This window comes from Actinoplanes sp. NPDC051388 (assembly GCF_055586225.1).
The window spans coordinates 1-19,108 of record NZ_JBVJIP010000007.1; the positions used below are offsets into that span (position 1 = coordinate 1).

General features: G+C 70.3%; 16 protein-coding genes. 9 read left to right on the top strand and 7 right to left on the bottom strand.

The features are described from left to right. Positions 1-90 precede the first annotated feature (90 nt). The 8 genes from ACZ6TI_RS18715 (at position 91) to ACZ6TI_RS18750 (ending at position 9,417) form a co-directional block, all read left to right on the top strand. Positions 91-1,428: a glycoside hydrolase family 10 protein gene (locus ACZ6TI_RS18715; protein ID WP_465346338.1), complete on the top strand. Its 1,338-nt coding sequence runs from the start codon at positions 91-93 to the stop codon at positions 1,426-1,428. Beyond that, entirely contained in the window at positions 1,425-2,762 is a 1,338-nt protein-coding gene (locus ACZ6TI_RS18720) for a cellulase family glycosylhydrolase (RefSeq protein ID WP_465346339.1), read from the top strand. The genes ACZ6TI_RS18715 and ACZ6TI_RS18720 overlap by 4 nt, the downstream gene beginning before the upstream one ends. Positions 2,763-2,826: 64 nt before the next feature. Then, a complete protein-coding gene (locus ACZ6TI_RS18725) occupies positions 2,827-4,572 on the top strand; it encodes a glycoside hydrolase family 6 protein (protein WP_465346340.1) in 1,746 nt (581 codons plus the stop codon). 84 nt (positions 4,573-4,656) lie between these two features. Then, positions 4,657-5,697 carry a lytic polysaccharide monooxygenase auxiliary activity family 9 protein gene (locus ACZ6TI_RS18730; protein WP_465346341.1) on the top strand — a complete coding sequence of 347 codons (1,041 nt, stop codon included), beginning with the start codon at positions 4,657-4,659 and terminating at the stop codon, positions 5,695-5,697. Between the two features lie 162 nt (positions 5,698-5,859). Then, entirely contained in the window at positions 5,860-6,768 is a 909-nt protein-coding gene (locus tag ACZ6TI_RS18735) for an ABC transporter ATP-binding protein (protein WP_465346342.1), read from the top strand. Positions 6,769-6,776: 8 nt separating this feature from the next. After that, positions 6,777-7,517, top strand: a complete 741-nt coding sequence (locus tag ACZ6TI_RS18740) for an ABC transporter permease (RefSeq protein ID WP_465346343.1) — start codon at positions 6,777-6,779, stop codon at positions 7,515-7,517. A gap of 2 nt (positions 7,518-7,519) precedes the next feature. Then, complete coding sequence (locus ACZ6TI_RS18745; protein WP_465346344.1) at positions 7,520-8,779, top strand: sensor histidine kinase; 1,260 nt, start codon at positions 7,520-7,522, stop codon at positions 8,777-8,779. Then, complete coding sequence (locus ACZ6TI_RS18750) at positions 8,776-9,417, top strand: response regulator (protein ID WP_465346345.1); 642 nt, start codon at positions 8,776-8,778, stop codon at positions 9,415-9,417. Before ACZ6TI_RS18745 ends, ACZ6TI_RS18750 begins: the two co-directional genes overlap by 4 nt. A gap of 24 nt (positions 9,418-9,441) precedes the next feature. Here ACZ6TI_RS18750 and ACZ6TI_RS18755 read toward each other — a convergent pair whose 3' ends face one another. From ACZ6TI_RS18755 to ACZ6TI_RS18770, 4 genes are all read right to left on the bottom strand, one after another. Further along, positions 9,442-12,360, bottom strand: coding sequence for a glycoside hydrolase family 48 protein (locus tag ACZ6TI_RS18755; protein WP_465346346.1), 2,919 nt, complete (start codon positions 12,358-12,360; stop codon positions 9,442-9,444). Positions 12,361-12,796: 436 nt separating this feature from the next. After that, the gene (locus tag ACZ6TI_RS18760) at positions 12,797-13,351 is read right to left on the bottom strand and encodes a dihydrofolate reductase family protein (protein WP_465346347.1); all 555 of its coding nucleotides are present in this window, start codon (positions 13,349-13,351) and stop codon (positions 12,797-12,799) included. A gap of 107 nt (positions 13,352-13,458) precedes the next feature. Further along, positions 13,459-14,067, bottom strand: a complete 609-nt coding sequence (locus ACZ6TI_RS18765) for a helix-turn-helix domain-containing protein (protein ID WP_465346348.1) — start codon at positions 14,065-14,067, stop codon at positions 13,459-13,461. 56 nt (positions 14,068-14,123) lie between these two features. Continuing rightward, complete coding sequence (locus tag ACZ6TI_RS18770; RefSeq protein ID WP_465346349.1) at positions 14,124-15,404, bottom strand: pyridoxal phosphate-dependent aminotransferase; 1,281 nt, start codon at positions 15,402-15,404, stop codon at positions 14,124-14,126. A 179-nt stretch (positions 15,405-15,583) separates the two neighbouring features. On the opposite strand from ACZ6TI_RS18770, the gene ACZ6TI_RS18775 reads away from it, so the two are divergent. Next, positions 15,584-15,979, top strand: coding sequence for a hypothetical protein (locus ACZ6TI_RS18775; protein ID WP_465346350.1), 396 nt, complete (start codon positions 15,584-15,586; stop codon positions 15,977-15,979). 51 nt (positions 15,980-16,030) lie between these two features. Here ACZ6TI_RS18775 and ACZ6TI_RS18780 read toward each other — a convergent pair whose 3' ends face one another. The 3 genes from ACZ6TI_RS18780 to ACZ6TI_RS18790 are packed head-to-tail and all read right to left on the bottom strand — an operon-like array spanning position 16,031 to position 19,053. Beyond that, positions 16,031-16,765, bottom strand: coding sequence for a phosphotransferase enzyme family protein (locus tag ACZ6TI_RS18780; RefSeq protein ID WP_465346351.1), 735 nt, complete (start codon positions 16,763-16,765; stop codon positions 16,031-16,033). A gap of 39 nt (positions 16,766-16,804) precedes the next feature. Continuing rightward, a complete protein-coding gene (gene glpK / locus ACZ6TI_RS18785) occupies positions 16,805-18,298 on the bottom strand; it encodes a glycerol kinase GlpK (RefSeq protein ID WP_465346352.1) in 1,494 nt (497 codons plus the stop codon). Continuing rightward, positions 18,295-19,053, bottom strand: a complete 759-nt coding sequence (locus ACZ6TI_RS18790) for an IclR family transcriptional regulator (RefSeq protein ID WP_465346353.1) — start codon at positions 19,051-19,053, stop codon at positions 18,295-18,297. Before ACZ6TI_RS18790 ends, glpK begins: the two co-directional genes overlap by 4 nt. Between the last annotated feature and the right edge of the window lie 55 nt (positions 19,054-19,108).

Here is a 19,108-nt window from a genome sequence, read left to right on the forward strand (position 1 = left end):
CCTCTCCCGCCTAGGGGGGGGGGGCCTCTTTTGCTTTTTTTTCGCTTCTTTTTTTTTTTTTTTTGTGGGGCGTTTCTGCTTTTGGTGTGGTTGCCCGCCCCCCCCCCCCCCCCCCCCGCGACCACCCTGAAGTCGCTGGCCGACGCGCAGGGCCGAGACATCGGCTTCGCGCTCGACCCGAACCGCCTGTCCGAGGCGCCCTACCAGGCGATCGCGGACGGCGAGTTCAACCTCGTCGTGCCCGAGAACGCGATGAAGTGGGACGCCACCGAACCCACCCAGGGCAGCTTCCGGTTCACCTCCGCCGATGCGGTCGCGTCCTATGCCGCGTCCACCGGCAAGAAGCTCTACGGGCACACCCTGGTCTGGCACAGCCAGCTGCCGAGCTGGGTCTCCGCCCTGCCGGCCGACCAGCTGCGCGCGGCGATGACCAACCACATCACCCAGGTGGCCGGCCGCTACCGGGGACAGATCACCGCGTGGGACGTGGTGAACGAGGCGTTCGCGGACGGCGGCGCCGGCGCCCGGCGGGACTCGGTCTTCCAGCAGAAGCTCGGTGACGGCTACATCGCCGAGGCGTTCCGGGCGGCCCGCGCCGCGGACCCGGCCGCCAAGCTGTGCATCAACGACTACAGCACCGACGGCGTCAACGCGAAGAGCACCGCGATCTACAACCTGGTGCGGGACTTCAAGGCCCAGGGCGTGCCGATCGACTGCGTGGGCTTCCAGGGCCACCTGATCATCGGCCAGGTGCCCGGCGACCTGCAGCAGAACCTGCAGCGCTTCGCCGATCTGGGCGTCGACGTGCGGATCACCGAGCTGGACATCCGGATGGCCACGCCGTCCGACAGCGGCAAGCTCGCCCAGCAGGCGAGCGACTACCGCGCGGTGGTCCGGGCCTGTCTGGCGGTCACTCGATGCCGCGGGGTCACCGCCTGGGGCATCACCGACAAGTACTCGTGGATCCCTGGCGTCTTCCCCGGTCAGGGCGCGGCGCTGATCTGGGACGACAACTACGTGGCCAAGCCCGCATATCAAGCGGTGTCCGAGGCGCTGGGCGGCACTACCGTCCCGCCCAGCGATCCCCCGCCGTCCAGCGCGTCGTGCCGGGTCGCCTATGCGGTGCCGAGCCAGTGGAACACCGGCTTCACCGCCTCGGTGTCCATCACGAACACCGGCACCAGCCCGATCAACGGCTGGGCGCTGGCCTTCGGCTTCGCCGACGGACAGACGATCACCCAGGCCTGGAACGCGGTCGCGACCCAGTCCGGCGCCCAGGTGATGTTGCGCAACGCCGGTTACAACGCCGAGCTCGCTCCCGGCGCCACCGTCACCGCGGGTTTCAACGGGACGCACTCCGGCGTCAACCGCGTGCCGGGTTCCTTCGCCCTCAACGGTTCCGCCTGCACGGGAGGAAGCACCTCATGAAGTCCACAATGGTCCGGATCCTGGCGGTCCTGGCCGTGCTGATCGGCGGCGTCGCGATCGCCGCGCAGTCGGCACAGGCGGCGACCGGCATCAAGGTCAGCGGCGGCCGGATCCTGGAGGCCACCGGCGACCCGTTCGTGATGCGCGGGGTGAACCACGCGCACACCTGGTACACGAGTCAGACCACCGCGCTCGCGGACATCAAGTCGCTCGGCGCGAACACCGTGCGGGTCGTGCTGAGCAGCGGCAACCGGTGGACCCGCAACGACGCGGCCGACGTCGCCAACCAGATCGCCACATGCAAGGCCAACCGGCTGATCTGCGTGCTCGAGGTGCACGACACCACGGGGTACGGCGAGGACGCCGCCGCGGCGACCCTGGCGCAGGCCGTGGACTATTGGATCAGCATCAAGAGCGCGCTGGACGGCCAGGAGGCGTACGTCGTCCTGAACATCGGCAACGAGCCGTACGGCAACACGAACGCATCGGCGTGGACCAGTGCCACCACCACCGCGATCGGCCGGCTGCGCACCGCCGGATTCCAGCACGCGATCATGGTGGACGCCCCGAACTGGGGCCAGGACTGGCAGTTCGTGATGCGCGACAACGCCGCCGCGGTCTTCGCCTCCGACCCGCAGCGCAACACCATCTTCTCGATCCACATGTACGGCGTGTTCGACACCGCCGCCGAGATCACCGACTACCTGGGCCGGTTCCAGTCGGCCGGGCTGCCGATCGTGGTCGGCGAGTTCGGGCACAACCACTCCGACGGCAACCCGGACGAGGACACCATCCTGGCCACCGCCCAGTCCCGCGGGATCGGATATCTGGGCTGGTCGTGGAGCGGCAACGGCGGCGGGGTGGAGTACCTCGACCTGGTCACCGCGTTCGACAAGACCCGGCTGACCAGCTGGGGCGAGCGGCTCTTCAACGGCGCCAACGGCATCAAGGCGACCTCGCGGGAGGCGCGCATCTACGGCGGCGCCGTGCCGAGCGACCCGCCGCCCAGCGACCCCACCGACCCGCCCGAGCCGCCGGCCGGCGCCTGCACCGCGACCTACTCGCTCGGTGGCCAGTGGGGCGGCGGCTTCCAGGGCGCGGTCACCGTGACCGCCGGATCGGCCGCGATCACCTCGTGGACGGTCACCTGGACCTGGCCCTCCGGCCAGCGCTTCACCAACTACTGGAACGCGCAGGTGACCGGCTCCGACGCCGTCACCGCACGGAACATGCCCTACAACGGCTCTCTCGCCGCCGGCGCCTCCACCCAGTGGGGCTTCATCGCCAGTGGCAGCCCCGGCACGGCGCCCACCCCGGTCTGCACGGCCGCCTAGTTCCCTTCCCGGGCGCCCCATGCCCGCGAAGTCATCCGATCCGTCCTCGAGGAGCACCTCTGCGATGAATCCCCACCCCACAACCACCACCCGAAGGCGACCGTTGATCCGTGTCGCCACCGTGGCGGCGGCCGCCGTCCTCACCACCGGTCTCGGCCTGGTCGCCGCCCACCAGGCGAACGCCGCGGCAGGCTGCCGGGTCACCTACACCACCAACCAATGGGCCACCGGCTTCACCGCGAACGTGACGGTCACCAACCTGGGCGACCCGATCACCGGCGGCTGGCACCTGGACTGGGCCTTCGCCGGCAACCAGCGGATCACCCAGGGCTGGAGCGCCACGGTCACCCAAACCGGGCAGAACGTAGTCGCGCAGAACCCGTCCTGGGCGACCGGACTGGCCACCAACGCCTCGGCGAACTTCGGCTTCAACGCGGACTACTCGGGCACCAACGCCACGCCCGCGTCGTTCTCGCTGAACGGCACGGTCTGCACCGGCGGCACCACCACCCCGCCGACCACGCCCACCCCCAGCGATCCGCCCACCTCCAATCCCCCGCCGCCCGGAAACAAGGTCGACAACCCCTACGCCGGGGTGCAGGGCTACCGCAACCCGGAGTGGCAGGCCAAGGCCAACGCCGAGCCGGGCGGCAGCCGGGTCTCCAACAACCCGACAGCGGTCTGGCTGGACCGGATCGCGGCCATCGAGGGCACCTCGGGCAGCAGCTCGAACGGCAGCATGGGCGTCGAGGACCACCTGGACGCGGCGCTCGCCCAGGGCGCCGGCTACATCCAGTTCGTCATCTACAACCTGCCCGGCCGGGACTGCTCGGCGCTCGCCTCCAACGGCGAGCTCGGTGTCAACGACCTGCCGCGCTACAAGGCCGAGTACATCGACCCGATCGCCGCGATCATGTCGCAGTCCAAGTACGCGAACCTGCGCATCATCAACGTGATCGAGATCGACTCGCTGCCCAACCTGGTGACCAACACCAACGTGGCCACCTGCGCCACGATGAAGGCCAACGGCGGCTACGTGCAGGGTGTCGGCTACGCGCTGAACAAGCTCGGGGCGCTGCCGAACACGTACAACTACATCGACGCCGCGCACCACGGGTGGATCGGCTGGGACTCGAACTTCGGGCCCTCGGCGACCGTCATGAAGGAGGCCGCGGTGGCCTCCGGCAACATCAACAACGTGCACGGGTTCATCACCAACACGGCCAACTACTCGGCCCTGACCGAGCCGTACTTCACGGTCAACGGCACGGTGAACGGCCAGCAGATCCGGCAGTCGAAGTGGGTGGACTGGAACTACTACATCGACGAGCTGAGCTTCGCCCAGGCGTTCCGGACGCACCTGGTCTCGATCGGCTTCAACAGCGGGATCGGCATGCTGATCGACACCTCCCGCAACGGCTGGGGCGGTTCCGCCCGGCCGGCCGGCGCGAGCTCGTCGACCGACCTCAACACCTTTGTGAACGGGTCGCGGATCGACCGCCGCATCCACCCCGGCAACTGGTGCAACCAGTCCGGTGCGGGCCTCGGCGAGCGGCCGCGGGCCAACCCGGCCACGGGCATCGACGCGTACGTCTGGGTCAAGCCGCCGGGTGAGTCCGACGGCTCCAGCGAGCTGATCCCGAACGACGAGGGCAAGGGCTTCGACCGGATGTGCGACCCCACGTACACCGGCAACGAGCGCAACGGCAACAGCATGACCGGCGCACTGCCCAACGCGCCGATCTCGGGCGCCTGGTTCTCCGCTCAGTTCCAGCAACTGATGGCGAACGCGTACCCCGCCCTCTCCTGACCCCATCCCATCCCCAAGATCCCGGGGCCGGTTCTTTCCCACGAGGCCGGCCCCGGGTCCCCCCTTCCCCCGAAGGAGATCCCCATGTCCCGACTCGGACGGCTGTTGATGGCCGTCGCCCTGGGCGTGCTCGCGGTGGCGTTCGTCCCCGCCGGACCGGCCTCGGCACACGGCAACATCACCAGTCCGGCGTCCCGCAACTACGGCTGCTGGGAACGCTGGGGCAGCCGGTTCCAGGATCCGGTGATGGCCACCGAGGACCCCATGTGCTGGCAGGCCTGGCAGGCCGACACGAACGCGATGTGGAACTGGAACGGCCTCTACCGCGAGGGTGCGGCCGGCAACCACCAGGGCGTCATCCCGGACGGCCAGCTGTGCAGCGCGGGCCACACGTCGGCCGGGCGGTACAACGCGATGGACGCGGTCGGCAACTGGAAGGCCACGTCGGTCGGCAACAACTTCAACGTGCGGCTCTTCGACCAGGCCGGGCACGGCGCCGATTACGTGCGGGTGTACCTGACGAAAGCGTCCTACAACCCACTGACCACGCCGCTGAAGTGGTCCGACCTGGAGCTGGTGTCGCAGATCGGCAACAAGCCGGCGTCGCAGTGGACCCCGGTCACCGGCGGCCAGGTCGTCGACCTGCCGGTGTCGGCGAGCGGCCGCAGCGGCCGGGCGATGACCTACACGATCTGGCAGGCCAGCCACTCGGACCAGTCGTACTACTTCTGCAGCGACATCACCTTCGGCGGCACCAGCACGCCGCCGCCGTCCGAGGAGCCGACTGACCCGCCGACCACGCCGCCGACCACGCCGCCGGCGAGCGGGGCGTGCAGCGCGACGTACGCGGTGACGTCGTCCTGGCAGGGCGCCTTCCAGACCGAGGTGACCGTGCGGGCCGGCAGCGCGGCGATCCGGAACTGGACGGTGACCCTGAACTACCCGGGCGCCCAGTCCATTCAGCAGGGCTGGAACGCGGCGATGAGTGCCTCCGGCGCGACCGTGACGGCGGCCAACATGACCTACAACGGCGCCCTCAACGCGGGACAGGGCACATCCTTCGGGTTCATCGGCGGCGGCGCGAGCACCGCCCCGACGCTGAGCTGCTCGGCGACTCTCGCCTGAGCCGCACCCGATAAGCAGGGGCCGGGGCGCCGCGTGGGCCGCCCCGGCCCCTCTGTGCGCGGCGCATCTACCGATCGGTGGATGCGGGCATCTGCCGGGGCCGCACGAACGGTGGCAGCGCAGTGGATATGGCCCGGCCCGCCCCGGCGGCAGGCTGCCGGCATGGCAATCATCGAGGTGGACGACCTCCGCAAACGCTACGGCGACCACACCGCCGTCGACGGCGTCGGCTTCGCCGTCGAGCCCGGCGAGATCTTCGGCATCCTGGGGCCCAACGGGGCCGGCAAGACCACCACCGTCGAGTGCATCGAGGGTCTGCGCATCCCGGACGGCGGCACGATCCGGGTCTGCGGCCTCGACCCGCGGCGCGACGGCGACGAACTGCGGCAGCTGCTCGGCGCGCAACTCCAGCAGAGCGAGCTGCCGGACAAGCTCCGGGTCGGCGAGGCGATGGAGCTCTACAGCTCCTTCTATCGCGACCCGGCCGACTGGCGCGAGCTGATCGAGACGCTGCACCTCACCGACAAGCTCGGCACCCAGTTCCGGCGCCTCTCCGGCGGGCAGAAGCAGCGGCTCTCGGTCGCGCTGGCGCTGGTCGGCAACCCGCGGGTGGCGGTGCTCGACGAGGTCACCACCGGCCTCGACCCGCAGGCCCGCCGGGACGCCTGGGATCTGATCGAGCGGATCCGCGACCGGGGCGTGACGATCCTGCTGGTCACCCACTTCATGGCGGAGGCCGAGCGGCTCTGCGACCGGCTGGCCGTGATCGACGCCGGCCGCCTGGTCGCGCTGGACACCCCGGCCGGGCTGGTCGCCCGGGTCGACGACCGGCAGCGGATCCGCTTCCGCCCGTCCGCCCCGCTGGAGCCGGCCGTGCTGCTGGCGCTGCCCGAGGTCGAGTCCGTCGAGCCGGCCGGCGGCCAGGTCGTGGTGACCGGGCGCGGCGACCTGCTGCTCGCGGTGACCACCGTGCTGGCCCGCCTGCGGATCACCGCGGCCGGCCTGCGGGTCGACCAGACCACCCTCGATGACGCCTTCGTCGAGCTCACCGGCCGCCGCATCGACTCCTAGGAGAAGCCATGTCCGCCCTGTTCCGGCTCACCGCCACCGAGACCAAGCTGTTCCTCCGTGAGCCGATCGTGGTGTTCTTCGCGGTCGCGTTCGCCCCGATCCTGCTCGTCATCCTCGGCCTCGTCCCGTCGATGCGGGAACCGCTCGCGGAGCTCGGCGGCCTGCGGCTGATCGACGTCTACGTGCCGATCATCGTCGCGATGGGGATCGCCCTGTTCGCGCTCAGTGGGCTGTCCCAGCTGTTCGCCTCGTACCGCGAGAAGGGCGTGCTCCGCCGCCTGCGCACCACGCCGGTCAAGCCGATCCTGATGATCGGCGCGCAGCTCCTGATGGCCACCGTGATGTCCGCGGTCACGCTGCTGGTCATGTTGGTCATCGCCCGGGTCGCCTTCGACGTCCAGCTGCCCGGGCGGTTGCCCGCCTTCCTGATCAGCTATCTGCTCGTGGCCCTGGCGATGTTCGCGGTCGGGCTGCTCGTCGGCGCGCTCGCGCCCAGCGCCACGAGCGCCGGCGCGATCGGATCCCTGGTGTTCTTCCCGCTCATCTTCTTCGCCGGGCTTTGGGTGCCCCGCGACACCATGACCGGCGTGCTCCGGGCGATCAGCGACTTCACCCCGCTCGGGGCCGGCGTGCAATCCTTGCAGGACGCCTCGGCCGGGCACTGGCCGCAGCTGCTGCACCTGGGCGTCATGCTGGGCTGGACGATCGTGGCCGGTGCGCTGGCCGCGCGCTACTTCCGCTGGGAGTGAGGGTGGGCATCGAGGCAGAGCTGCGCGCCGAGTTCGACCGCTGGGAGCGCAAGGAGACCGCGGTGAACAGGGTTCTGCCCTATGTGTTGCTGGCGGTCAGCGCGGCCCTCACCGCGCTGCAACCGCTCTGGGGCCTGCCGGTGAACGTGCCGGCGGTCCTCGGCTTCACGGTCGCGGTCACCGCCTGGATCGTCTGGTTCCACACCCTCCACCCGCAGTGGCACGACAACCGCGCGCTGATGGGCGTGTATTACGCGGGCCTGCTGGTGCTCGTGGCCGGGCTCGTGGCGATCGCGCCCTTCTACGGTTTCTTCGCCTACATCGGATACCCGCAGGCGTTCACCTATCTGCGCGGCCGCTGGCGCTATGCCGGCGTGACCGCCACCGCCTTCATCGCGGCGATCGCGTTCCTCGGTGGGCTGGCCAACCTCCGGGCCGAGAGCCTGGAGTGGATCTGGCTGGCCGTCGGCGCGCTCTCCACCGTGCTCGCCGGGGCGATGTTCTACTTCGCCGAGATGAGCGAGCACCGCAACGACAAGCAGAAGCAGGCGCTCGTCGAGCTGGAGGCCGCGCTGGCCGAGAACGCGGGGCTGCACGCCCAGCTGGTGGTGCAGGCCCGCGAGGCCGGCGTGCAGGACGAGCGGCAGCGGATGGCCCGGGAGATTCACGACACGCTCGCCCAGGGCCTGACCGGCATCGTCACCCAGCTGCAGGCCGCCGAGGAGACCCTGGACGAGCGGCCGGTGATGCGCCGGCACCTGACGAACGCGATGACCCTGGCCCGGGAGAGCCTGACCGAGGCCCGCCGGTCGGTGCTCGCGGAGCGTCCGGCGGCGCTCGCCGAGGCGCGGCTGCCCGACGCGATCGGCGACGTCGCCCGCCGCTGGTCGGCGGTCAACGGCATCGACGCGGTGCTGACCACCACCGGCGCGGCCCGGCCGATGCACACCGACGTCGAGGTGGCGCTGCTGCGGACCGCGCAGGAGGCGCTGGCCAACGTGGCCAAGCACGCGGGGGCCGGCCGGGTCGGCCTGACCTTGTCCTACATGGAGGATCTGGTGACCCTGGACGTGGTCGACGACGGGGTGGGCTTCGAGCCGGCCGCGACCGGGCGCGGCTCGGCCGACGGCGGGTTCGGCCTGGCCGGCATGCGTCAGCGGGTGGAACTGCTGGACGGCAGGCTGGAGATCGAGTCGGAGCCGGGTGAGGGCACGGCCGTCACCGCGACCGTGCCGGCCGTCCCGGCGGGAGGTCGCGCGTGATCTCGCTGTTGATCGTCGACGACCACCCGGTGGTGCGCGACGGGCTGCGCGGCATGTTCAGCGCGGACCCGCGTTTCGAGGTATTGGGCGAGGCCGCGGACGGCGCCGAGGCGATCACCGCCGGCGAGCGGCTGAGCCCGGACGTGATCTTGATGGACCTGCGGATGCCGCGGACCGACGGCGTGACCGCCATCAAGGAGCTCGCGAAACGCGGGGTGCCGGCCCGGATCCTGGTGCTCACCACCTATGACACCGACGGCGACGTGCTGCACGCCATCGAGGCGGGCGCCACCGGATACCTGCTCAAGGACGCGCCGAAAGAGGAACTGTTCCGCGCCGTCGAGGCCGCCGCCCGGTCGCAGGCGGTGCTCTCCCCCTCGGTCGCGACCCGGTTGATGGGTCAGATGCGGCGGCCCGCGTCCGAGCCGCTGTCGCAGCGTGAGCTGGAGGTCCTCGAGCTGATCGCGCAGGGCTCGTCGAACCGTGAGGCGGCCCGGCGGCTGTTCATCAGCGAGGGCACGGTGAAGACCCACCTGCTGCACGTCTACGCCAAGCTCGGTGTCAACGACCGCGCGGCCGCCGTCGCCACCGCGTTCTCCCGGGGCTATCTCAAACCCCAGCGCCCGGGCCTCGACTGAGACCCGGGCGCCGTCAATGGAGGATCAGCCGTTCGGGAAGAGGTGTGCGTAGTCGGCGTAGGCCATCGCCACGTCCGACTGCGCCCAGAAGCGGTGGTAGTTGAAGATCGGGGCCGCTCCCCCGTCGAGATAGGCCTGCACCTTGGGCCAGTCCTTGTCCTGCTTGTAGAACGACCGGATGTCCAGGAAGCTCACCCCGGGCCGGATCGCGTCGCCGTTGGGCATCGTGCCGGTCCAGCCCGGCGGGATGTAGGTGCCCTGTCCGCTCGAGGCGTTGTAGACGTCGTCGAAGCGGGAGAAGTGCCCCTGCTCCTCCGGCACCGAGACGCCCTGGCTGTCCGCGTTCGCGTTCAGCGCGTCGATCAGACCCTTCGCGGCGGTCTTGGCGGGCTGGTTGCCCGCCCGGGCGGCATACCACATCAGGGTACGGGCGTACGCCGCCGTGACACCGACGTCCTTGGTCTGGTTGGCGACCGTGACGTGCAGGTTGGTGTTCGCCGCGGGTGCGCCCGGGTTCCAGGTGGCCGGCGCGCCCGACCAGGTGAGCGTGGACGGCACCGCGTAGTTGCCGCCGGTCCCGATCGTGGTGTTGCTCAGCGCCCACGGCACCCACTTGTCCAGCAGCGCCTTGGCCTGCGCGTTGCCGGTCTGGTTGTAGAGCTCCGCGATCCGCTGCATCGACCACACCTGCATGCCGAACCAGCTGTTGCTGCCCGGGTCGTGATAGACCGGGTGCTCGGTGTACGGCATGCCGTAGAACGTCGGCGTGCCGGACGGCGGCTGGCCGTAGGACCCGTCCCAGCTGTTCGTCGCGCCGCCGGCGATGGCGCCCTCGGACGACTGCAGCCAGGTGTAGAACTCGAGCTGCCGGGTCATGCTCGCGGTCCAGTCCGCGTTCGCGGTCGAGCCCTTCATCGCGCTCGACAGCTCGGGTGTGCTGGTCAGCGCCCACGCGGCGAAGGGGTTCTGATAGCCGAAGTGGGCGTGGCTGCTGCCGATCCGCCAGGACCAGCCGGCCGCCGGGTCGGTCGCGCCGCCCCAGGCGTAGTACCAGGACATCAGGTAGTGCATGGAGTTCTTGCCGGAGCCGGCCGCGCAGGTGGACGGTCCGACGCAGTTGCCGATCTTCTTGAAGTACTTGTCGAACATCGCGTAGCGCAGGTAGTCGCCCATCTTGGCGGCCTTCGCCACGGTGGCCGCCACGTCGGCCTGCTTGTTCTGCTGCTTGGCCCAGGTCAGCGCCCAGTAGGCGGCCTGCACCGCGCGGGCGTCGGCGTCCGGCGCGTTGGTGTACTTCCACTGCTTCGCCGGGGTGCCGCTGTCCTTGATGGAGATGTCCAGATAGCCGTACTGGCCACCGTGCGCGAAGGTGTCGCAGGACGGCTGCGGCACGGTCTCCCAGACCGACTCCTGCGGCCCGCGCTGGAAGGTGTTGATGTACGCCGGCCGGGTGGTCTCGTCACCGCAGCGGCCGAAGCCGTAGGTGTTGTCGACGTCGAGCAGCCAGTGCATGCCGTAGATGTCGCCGGTGCCGTAGGCCGACTGCAGCTCGCTGCGCAGCGGGTCCTGGCCGACCGGCACGTTCGGCTGCAGCGCCGACGGGTACTGGTCGGGCCGGTTGTACTCGGCGGCGTACTGCGGGGTGCCGGCCACGCCCGCGGTGGGCTGGTCCGCGTGCGACGGGATGATGTACTTCTCCATCGTCGTCCACGCGTTGTTGAACGGCGCCCAGTCCTGCGTGACCCGGCCGTATTGGGCCTCCAGCCAGATCCAGAAGCTGAACGCCTCGGACGTGGTCTCGTGGCCGTGGTCCGGCGCCTCCACGATCAGCGTCTCGATCGAGTGGTAGGGCACGCCCTCGATGCTGAAGTATCCGGAGCCCTTGATCTTCTGGTACTGGGCCAGGAACCTCGCGTTGTACTCCCCGCCGCCGGACGGCGCGTCGTCGTCCAGCTCGGTCGCGGTGACCGCGAGGGACGCGTAGCCGGTGGCCGACGCGGTGATCGTCGCGCTGCCGCTGACCGTGTCCGAGTCCTGCGCGGCGGCCACCGTGACGGTGACGCCGCTGTTCCAGTTGGCCGAGGTAAGCGTCGCGCTTGCCGGCGAGACGGTGACGTCGGTGTCGCCGGTGCGGGCCAGCGCGACCGCGACGTTCGAGCTGGGCGCGGCGCTCAGCTTGAGGTTGAACGTGCTGCTGCCGCCCTCCGCGACGCTCACCGACGACGGGGTGGCGACCAGCACCGGCCCGGAGGCCGCGCTTACCGTGTACGCCCGTTCGGCGGTCGCCGTGGCGTTGGCGTTGTCATAGGCCCGGGCCTGCACGGTGTAGCTGCCGGCCGGCTGATCCTCGAGCGTGTACGCGTACGGCGCGGTGGTGTCGGTGTTGATCAGCAGCCCGTTGCGGTAGAACTCGACCTTGCTGATCGTCCCGTCCGGGTCCGCCGCGGTGGCGGTCAGCGGGATGTCCGCGGGCGCCTCGAACGGCCCGGCGGGCACGCTCAGCGAGACCGTGGGCGGCTGGTTCGCGGACTGCCCGTTGCAGGCCGCGCCGTTCAGCGTGAACGCGGTCGGCGCCGGGTTGCTGCCGGTGTGCGCGCCGTTGAAGCCGAAGTTCACGGTGCCGCCGGTGGGCACGGCGCCGTTCCACCCGACGTTGGTGGCGGTGACCTGGCTGCCGCTCTGGGCGACGGTGGCCGACCAGGCCTGGGTGACGCGCTGACCCGAGTTGGCGAACGCCCAGCCCAGGTTCCAGGAGGTGAGCGGGTCGCCCAGGTTCTTGATGGTGACGTTGGCGGTGAAGCCGGTGTTCCAGTCGTTGGTGGCGTAGGTGACTTCGCAGGCGGTGGCGGCATATGCGGCCGTGGGGACGGCGGCCGCGCCGGCGATCACGAGCAGGCCGGCGGCGGCGAGCGCCGCCCGGCGTCTCGTCCGGACAGATGTCATGCGTGCTTTCTCCTCGCGGGAGGGGCGACCCGCGGCGCGCCGGAGGACGGGCGGCACGGGCTCGGCGGCGGTCTATCGAGGTCGGGTCGGCTCCCCATACGCGATATCGACACTCTTCCATGGGAGCGTTCCCACGACAAGAGATGACGTCTTGACCGTGTGTCCGAATGCGTTAGGCTGAGGCAATATTCATGGGAGCGCTCCCATGAAACGGGCGAAGCCTCACCAAACTCGCCCTGCTGCTGACCCTGACCCCAGCGATCGGAAGGAGGGCGACCGAAGCGCCGCGTGGCCGGCTCCCACGCGTGAGATATCTGAGATACGCGAGATAACGCATTTCCGCTGCAGAAACACAGCAATGCCCGCAGTCTTCGGGGGCGGAGCTTCGATGCCCCAATCTCCGCCCCCGGACCACGGGCCGCCTTTTCAAGTGCGGTTACGCCGCCTTCGGCACGAACCTGGCGATGATCACGCCGCTCTTCTGCACCTTGGTGTCCGCCAGGTCGAAGCTCGTCGAGACCGCACCCAGCGGCGCGGAGATCGACGGGCCGCCGACCAGCACCGGGTGGATCCAGAAGTGCACCTCGTCCACCAGCCCCGCCTTGATCAGAGTCTCGGTGACCTCGCCGTACCCGTACTGGACGATGTTCTTGCCGTCCTCCGCCTTGAGGGCGCGCACCGCGTCGACCAGGTCTCCCCGCAGCACCTCGCTGTTGCGCCACTCCGCGGCGTCGGTCCGGCTCCGCGAGGCGACCCACTTGCGGACGCTGTTGAAATAGGCCGCGCCGGTGCTCGGGTCGCTCTCGTCCCGGGTCGGCCAGGCGGCGGCCATCCCCTCGAAGGTCACGCGGCCCATCAGCAGCGCGTCCGCGCTCTCGGTCAGCGACCCGGCATAGGCCGCCGGCTCCTCGTCGAAGTACGGCATGGTCCACATCGGGTTGTCGATGACGCCGTCGAGGGTGATGTAGGTCGAGTTGATCAGCTTGCGCATCGGAATCTCCCGCTTTCCTGGATGTCGTCTCTCGGTGACACCCAGAACTCTGCCGGGACCCGCTTACGCTTCGCTTCAGGTTCGGTTCTTCCGCCTTACGGTCGTGGTCAAATCTCGCCGGCGCGGATCGCCGAGGCCACCGCGTGCCGGACGTTGCGCAGCCCGAGTCGACGCACCAGCTGGTCGAAGTCGGTCCGGACGGCACGCGGGGAACGGCCGACGATCAGGCCGATATCGGCCGTGGTGAGCCCCTCGGCGGTCAGCCGCAGCAGCCGCGTCTCGTGGTCGGAGAGCCGCCGGGCGCCGCGGTGCCGCTCCTCGAGGAAGCGGTAGAAGGCGACGATGTGGCCGGCGCCCGGGGTGGCCCAGGCCTGGCCGTTCGCCGCCGCCATCACCAGCTCGGCGAACCGCTCGCCGCCGGCCGCGCAGCGCGGCACGGCCATCACGGTGTTCACCCCGCAGGCGGCCAGCGCGTCCGGATCCGGCTCGCGCGGCAGGACCAGCACGCTGGGCCGGCCGGTCTGATCGATGCCGGTCGGCCAGGTGGCGTCCGGGTCGCGCTCGGGGATCGCCATCACGAGCACGTCGCCCGCCTCGCCGACCACGTCGATCCCCCGGTTCCGGAGCAGGCGAGTGAGGCCGGCCGCGTCGATCGGGTCGGCGGCCCGGACGGTGGCTCGGACGCGTACCTGGATCGGGGCCCGCTCGGTGATCATGGCCCGCAGCCTGACCGCCCGGGGTGACCGATTGCCAGGTCACCCGCTGCTCACCCCTAGCCGTTGACCGCCCGGCGCGCGGTGTAGTCACGGGAATCGCGGGTGCGGTGCGACGGGTACTGGATCAGGTTGTCCGGGGTGCCGTCGTTCCAGGAGCGGCGGGTGTCCAGCGGGTCCTCCTGATAGGGCGGCCGCACCTCCTCGTAGGCGGGCCGGGCACGGAACTGGTTGCCGTAGTCGACCATGCCGTCGATCAGCCGGTCGACGTCCCGCGCCGGGCGCACCACGAGGCGCATGAACTGGCTGGTCATGCCCAGCTTGTTGCCGCACTCGCGGGTGTAGACGCCGTGGTTGGCGACCAGGTAGTCGCGCAGGGCCACGCCGGACCACTCGGTCGGCAACTTGACCAGGATGAAGTTGCCCTGGGACGGGAAGACGGTCAGGCCGGGGATGCGCTGGAGCTCGCCGGCCATCAGGCGGCGGTCGCGGCTGAGCAGGCGCAGGCTGTCCTCGTACTCGTCGTCGTGCTCCTGGATCATGTAGACGACCTTCTCGGCCAGCGAGTTCAGGTTCCACTTCGGCAGCGCCTTGCCGATGCGCCCGGCGATCTGCGGGTTGGCCATCAGATAGCCGAACCGGATGCCGTGCAGGCCGAAGTTCTTGCCCAGGCTCTTGAGCACCACCGTGTTGGGCCGGATCACCGCGTCCGGTCCGACCGACGGATATTGCTCGGCGTCGGAGAAGTCGATGAACGACTCGTCGATGACCACCAGATCCAGGTCGCCGAGCGCGTCCATGAACCGGATCACGTCGCGGCGCGGCAGGTAGCAACCGTCCGGGTTGTTCACGTTGCAGATCACGGCGACCCGCGAGCCGCGGTCCCGGATGAACCGGACGTAGTCCTCGAGGTTGAGCCGGAAGCCGTCGCGCTCCTGCAGCGGGAACATGTCGACCCGCTTGCCGGTCTCCAGCGGCTGGTCGGTCCACCGCCCGAAGGTCGGGATCGGGATCGCCAGCGACTCCTTGATCATCAGGTGGTCGATCCAGGTGATCAGCTCGGTGGAGCCGTTCGCCATGGCGACCGTCTGCGGGTGCAGCCCGAGGACGCTGGCCAGCTTGTTGGTGATGGTCTGCGAGTCGCTCGGGTAGTACTTGAGGATGTTCTTCAGATCCCTGGACAGCTCGTCGAACATTTCCGGGGTGGGAAAGTACGGGTTGCAGGGGATGCAGAAGTCCACGATCTCGGCACCCTCGCCCATGCTGCGGGAAAGGTCGAAGTAGGACGCGCTGTGCGCACCTTTGTGCAGGATCGAGGTATCGATTCCGGTCGCAGCCATCGCGACTCCTTCTGCTGAGGGCGGGGGGAGCGCCCGGCAGTACGGCTGCCAGCCTGGAATCGTTCAGATTCGATCGCCTTCGCATGCCACTTGAGCTGTCAAGCAATGCACAGGAACCGGTTCACCTGCGCTTTTCGACCGCGTACCCGTGATTTGAATTCACCGCCTACAGTCTGTGCATGGAACTGCACTGGTGGTCGATCGAGGTCCTGGACGGACCCGCCGGCTCCGCGCGGGCCTGGCGGGACGGCATCGGTGCCGCGCTGACCGAAGCGGCGGTCACGCACGGCGCGTACGAATGGCAGTGGCACACGCACAGCTGGGGTGTGCTCTTCGAGATCGGCTTCGCCTCGGACGAGCGCTGGGCGGCGTTCCGCGCGCTGCCGGTGGTCACCGCGGCGCTCGACGCGGTGCCCGACCCGGCCCGCGGTCTGTTCATCCACCCGGGCCGCGGTGGCAGCACCGGCCGGTCGCAGCCGCGACGCCCGCGCCCGATCGCCGGCGCCGGCGCGGCCCCGCTGCCGGAGACCACGGAGCCGCCGGTGCACGCCCGAGCCATCGCCGACGTCGCGTAACACCGCGGTCATGGCCGGTCGGCCGGTCGGCTGACGCCCGGAGGCGCGAGCTCAGAACGCCCGGACCTGGGCGAGCCGCTCGACCGCGTGGTCGTCGTCCCAGCAGACGGCGGCCTCCCAGGCGGCCGACGCCTGCGCGGCGACGTCGTGCGCGGCGTCGTCGAGGCCGGCCGCGTTGCCCGGCAGCACGAGGTCGAGGTCGGGCACGTCGACGTGCGACTCGTCCCAATCGATCAGCGCCACCCGGTCAGCGGTCATCCGGATGTTGCCGGGGTTGTTCGGGTTGCCGTGCACGACGCAGGTCGGCCGTCCGGTCAGCCGGGCCCACGCCGCCCGGCAGCGGGCGACGCCTTCCGCTGGCATCGCGCCGAGGTCGACCTTCGTGCCGGTCTCGGCGTGCAGCAGGTCGGTCGACGACCGCCAGCCCGGACGCTGCGGCCAGTCCCGCGTCAGCCGATGCACCTCGCGCAGCGTTTCGGCCACGCGACGCCAGTCGTCCGGCGTCTCCGGCGGTCCGCCCCCCAGATAGGTCATCACCACCAGACCGTCGGCGAACAGCCGGCCGTCCGCGGTCGGGATCGGCGCCGGCACGATCAGGCCGGCCCGGTCGAGATGCCGCATGAGCGCCGTCCCCCAGGCGAGATCGGCGTCGCTGCGGCGGCCGAGGCGACCGACCGCGAGGCGCCCGCCGAGGCGCACACGCCACACGTCGTTGGCGACCCCGCCGGCGAGCGGTGCGACCCGCGCGACGTCGTCACCCCACTGCCCGAGCGCCTCCCACCCCACGGGCGAGATCTTAATCCGGGGACCCGCGGCCGCGGTGGGCTAGCTCGGCTTGATCCAGTCGAAGGTGCGCTCGACCGCGCGCTTCCAGTTGGCGTACTCGGCATCCCGGACCGACGACTCCATGGCCGGCAGCCACTGGCCCGCACGGTGCCAGTTGTGCCGCAGATCCTCCAGATCGGGCCAGTGGCCGACGGCCAGCCCGGCGGCGTAGGCCGCGCCCAGCGACACCGTCTCGGCCGCCATCGGCCGGACCACCGGCACGTCCAGCACGTCGGCGATGGTCTGCATCAGCAGGTTGTCCGCGGTCATCCCGCCGTCCACCTTGAGGGTCTTCAGGGTCAGGCCGGAGTCGGCGTTCATCGCGTCCACCACCTCGCGGGTCTGCCAGGCGGTCGCCTCCAGCACCGCCCGGGCCAGGTGACCCTTCGTGATGTACGAGGTCAGCCCCACGATCACGCCGCGCGCCTCGCTGCGCCAGTGCGGGGCGTAGAGCCCGGAGAACGCCGGGACGATGTAGCACCCGCCGTTGTCCGCGACCGTGCGGGCGAGCGTCTCGATCTCCGGCGCGCTGGCGATCAGCTCCAACTGGTCGCGGAACCACTGCACCAGCGACCCGGTGATCGCGATCGACCCCTCCAAGGCATAGGCCGCGGGCTGCCCGGCGATCTGGTAGGCCACCGTGCTCAGCAGCCCGTGGCTGGAGCGCACCAGTTCGGTTCCGGTGTTCAGCAGCAGGAAACTGCCGGTGCCGTACGTGCACTTGGCCTCGCCCGGGGTGAAGCAGGTCTGCCCGAACAACGCCGCCTGCTGATCGCCGAGCGCCGCGCCGATGCGTACGCCGGGGAAGGCCGACGCGGCCTTGCCGAAGACCCCGATCGACGGCCGCACCTCGGGCAGCATGGCCCGCGGGATGCCGAAGAAGGCCAGCGCGTCCGCCGACCAGTCCAGCGTGCGCACGTCCATCAGCATCGTGCGGCTGGCGTTGGTCACGTCGGTGACGTGCAGCCCGCCGGTCAGGTTCCAGATCAGCCAGGTCTCCATCGTGCCGAACAGCACCTCGCCCCGTTCGGCGCGGTCCTGCAGGCCGGGCGTGTGGTCGAGCATCCAGCGCAGGCGCGGCGCGGAGAAGTACGTGGCCAGCGGCAGCCCGCAGCGCTTCTCGAGCGCGGCGGCGCCGGGCCGGGCGGCCATCCGCTGCACCAGCCCGTCGGTGCGGGTGTCCTGCCAGACCAGGGCCCGCCCGATCGGCACGCCGGTGGCCTTGTCCCAGATCACCGTCGTCTCGCGCTGGTTGGCGATGCCGACCGCGGCGACCTGGTCGAGCCGGATGCCGGCCCGGCTCAGCACCCGCGGGGCGAGCCGTTCCAGGTTGCGCCAGATCTCCATCGCGTCGTGCTCGACCCAGCCGGGCTTCGGGAAGTGCTGCTTGTGCTCCTGCTGGGCCAGGGAGACGAGTTGGCCGCGACGGTCGAACACGATGCACCGCGTCGAGGTGGTGCCCTGATCGATCGCGACTACGTAGCGCTCAGTCACCAGGAGGCCTCCAGATCACGCGAGACCGCACGCGCGGCGTCCCGGACATAGGCGACCAGGTGCCGGTGCGGGCGGTAGTGGCTGTCACAGATGCGATCGACCTGTCCGGAGACGCCGATCGCGCCGACCACCAGGCCGCCGTACCCCCGGATCGGCGCGGCCACCGCGGCCTGGCCCAGGGTGAGCTCCTCGATCTCGTCGGCCCACCCGACCTCGCGGACGCCCTCGAGCACGGCGCCCAGTTCCTTCGCGGTGGTCACCGTGCGGCGGGTGTAGACCTCGAGCTCGTCGGCCGGCGCCGAGCCACCCGCGCGGTAGGCGAGCAGCACCTTGCCCAGCGCGGTGGCGTGCAGCGGCAGCAGCGTGCCGCTGTCCAGCGTCTGGAAGGTGTCGTCGGGGCGGAAGACGTGGTGCACGACGAGCACCCGGCCCTCGAGCACGGTGCCGATCCGGACCGCCTCGCCGGTGCGCGCCGCCAGCGGGTCGGCCCAGTTGATCGACCGCGACCGCAGATCGTTGACGTCGAGGTAGCTGGTGCCCAGGTGCAGCAATGCGGCACCGAGCTGGTAACGACCGGATACCCGGTCCTGCTCCACGAATCCGACATGGATCAGCGTACGCAGAATGCCATGGGTTGTGCCTTTTGCGAGATCGAGCGAGTGCGAGATCTCGCCCAGAGCCAGCCAGCGCGGCCCACCGGCGAGCAGCCGCAGGATGGCTGCGGCCCGCTCAATCGACTGAACCGTTCCAGGCATGTTTCGGACTGTATTCCTCTTGCTACATGCTGGGTACCTGCTGAGGTTCGGCAAT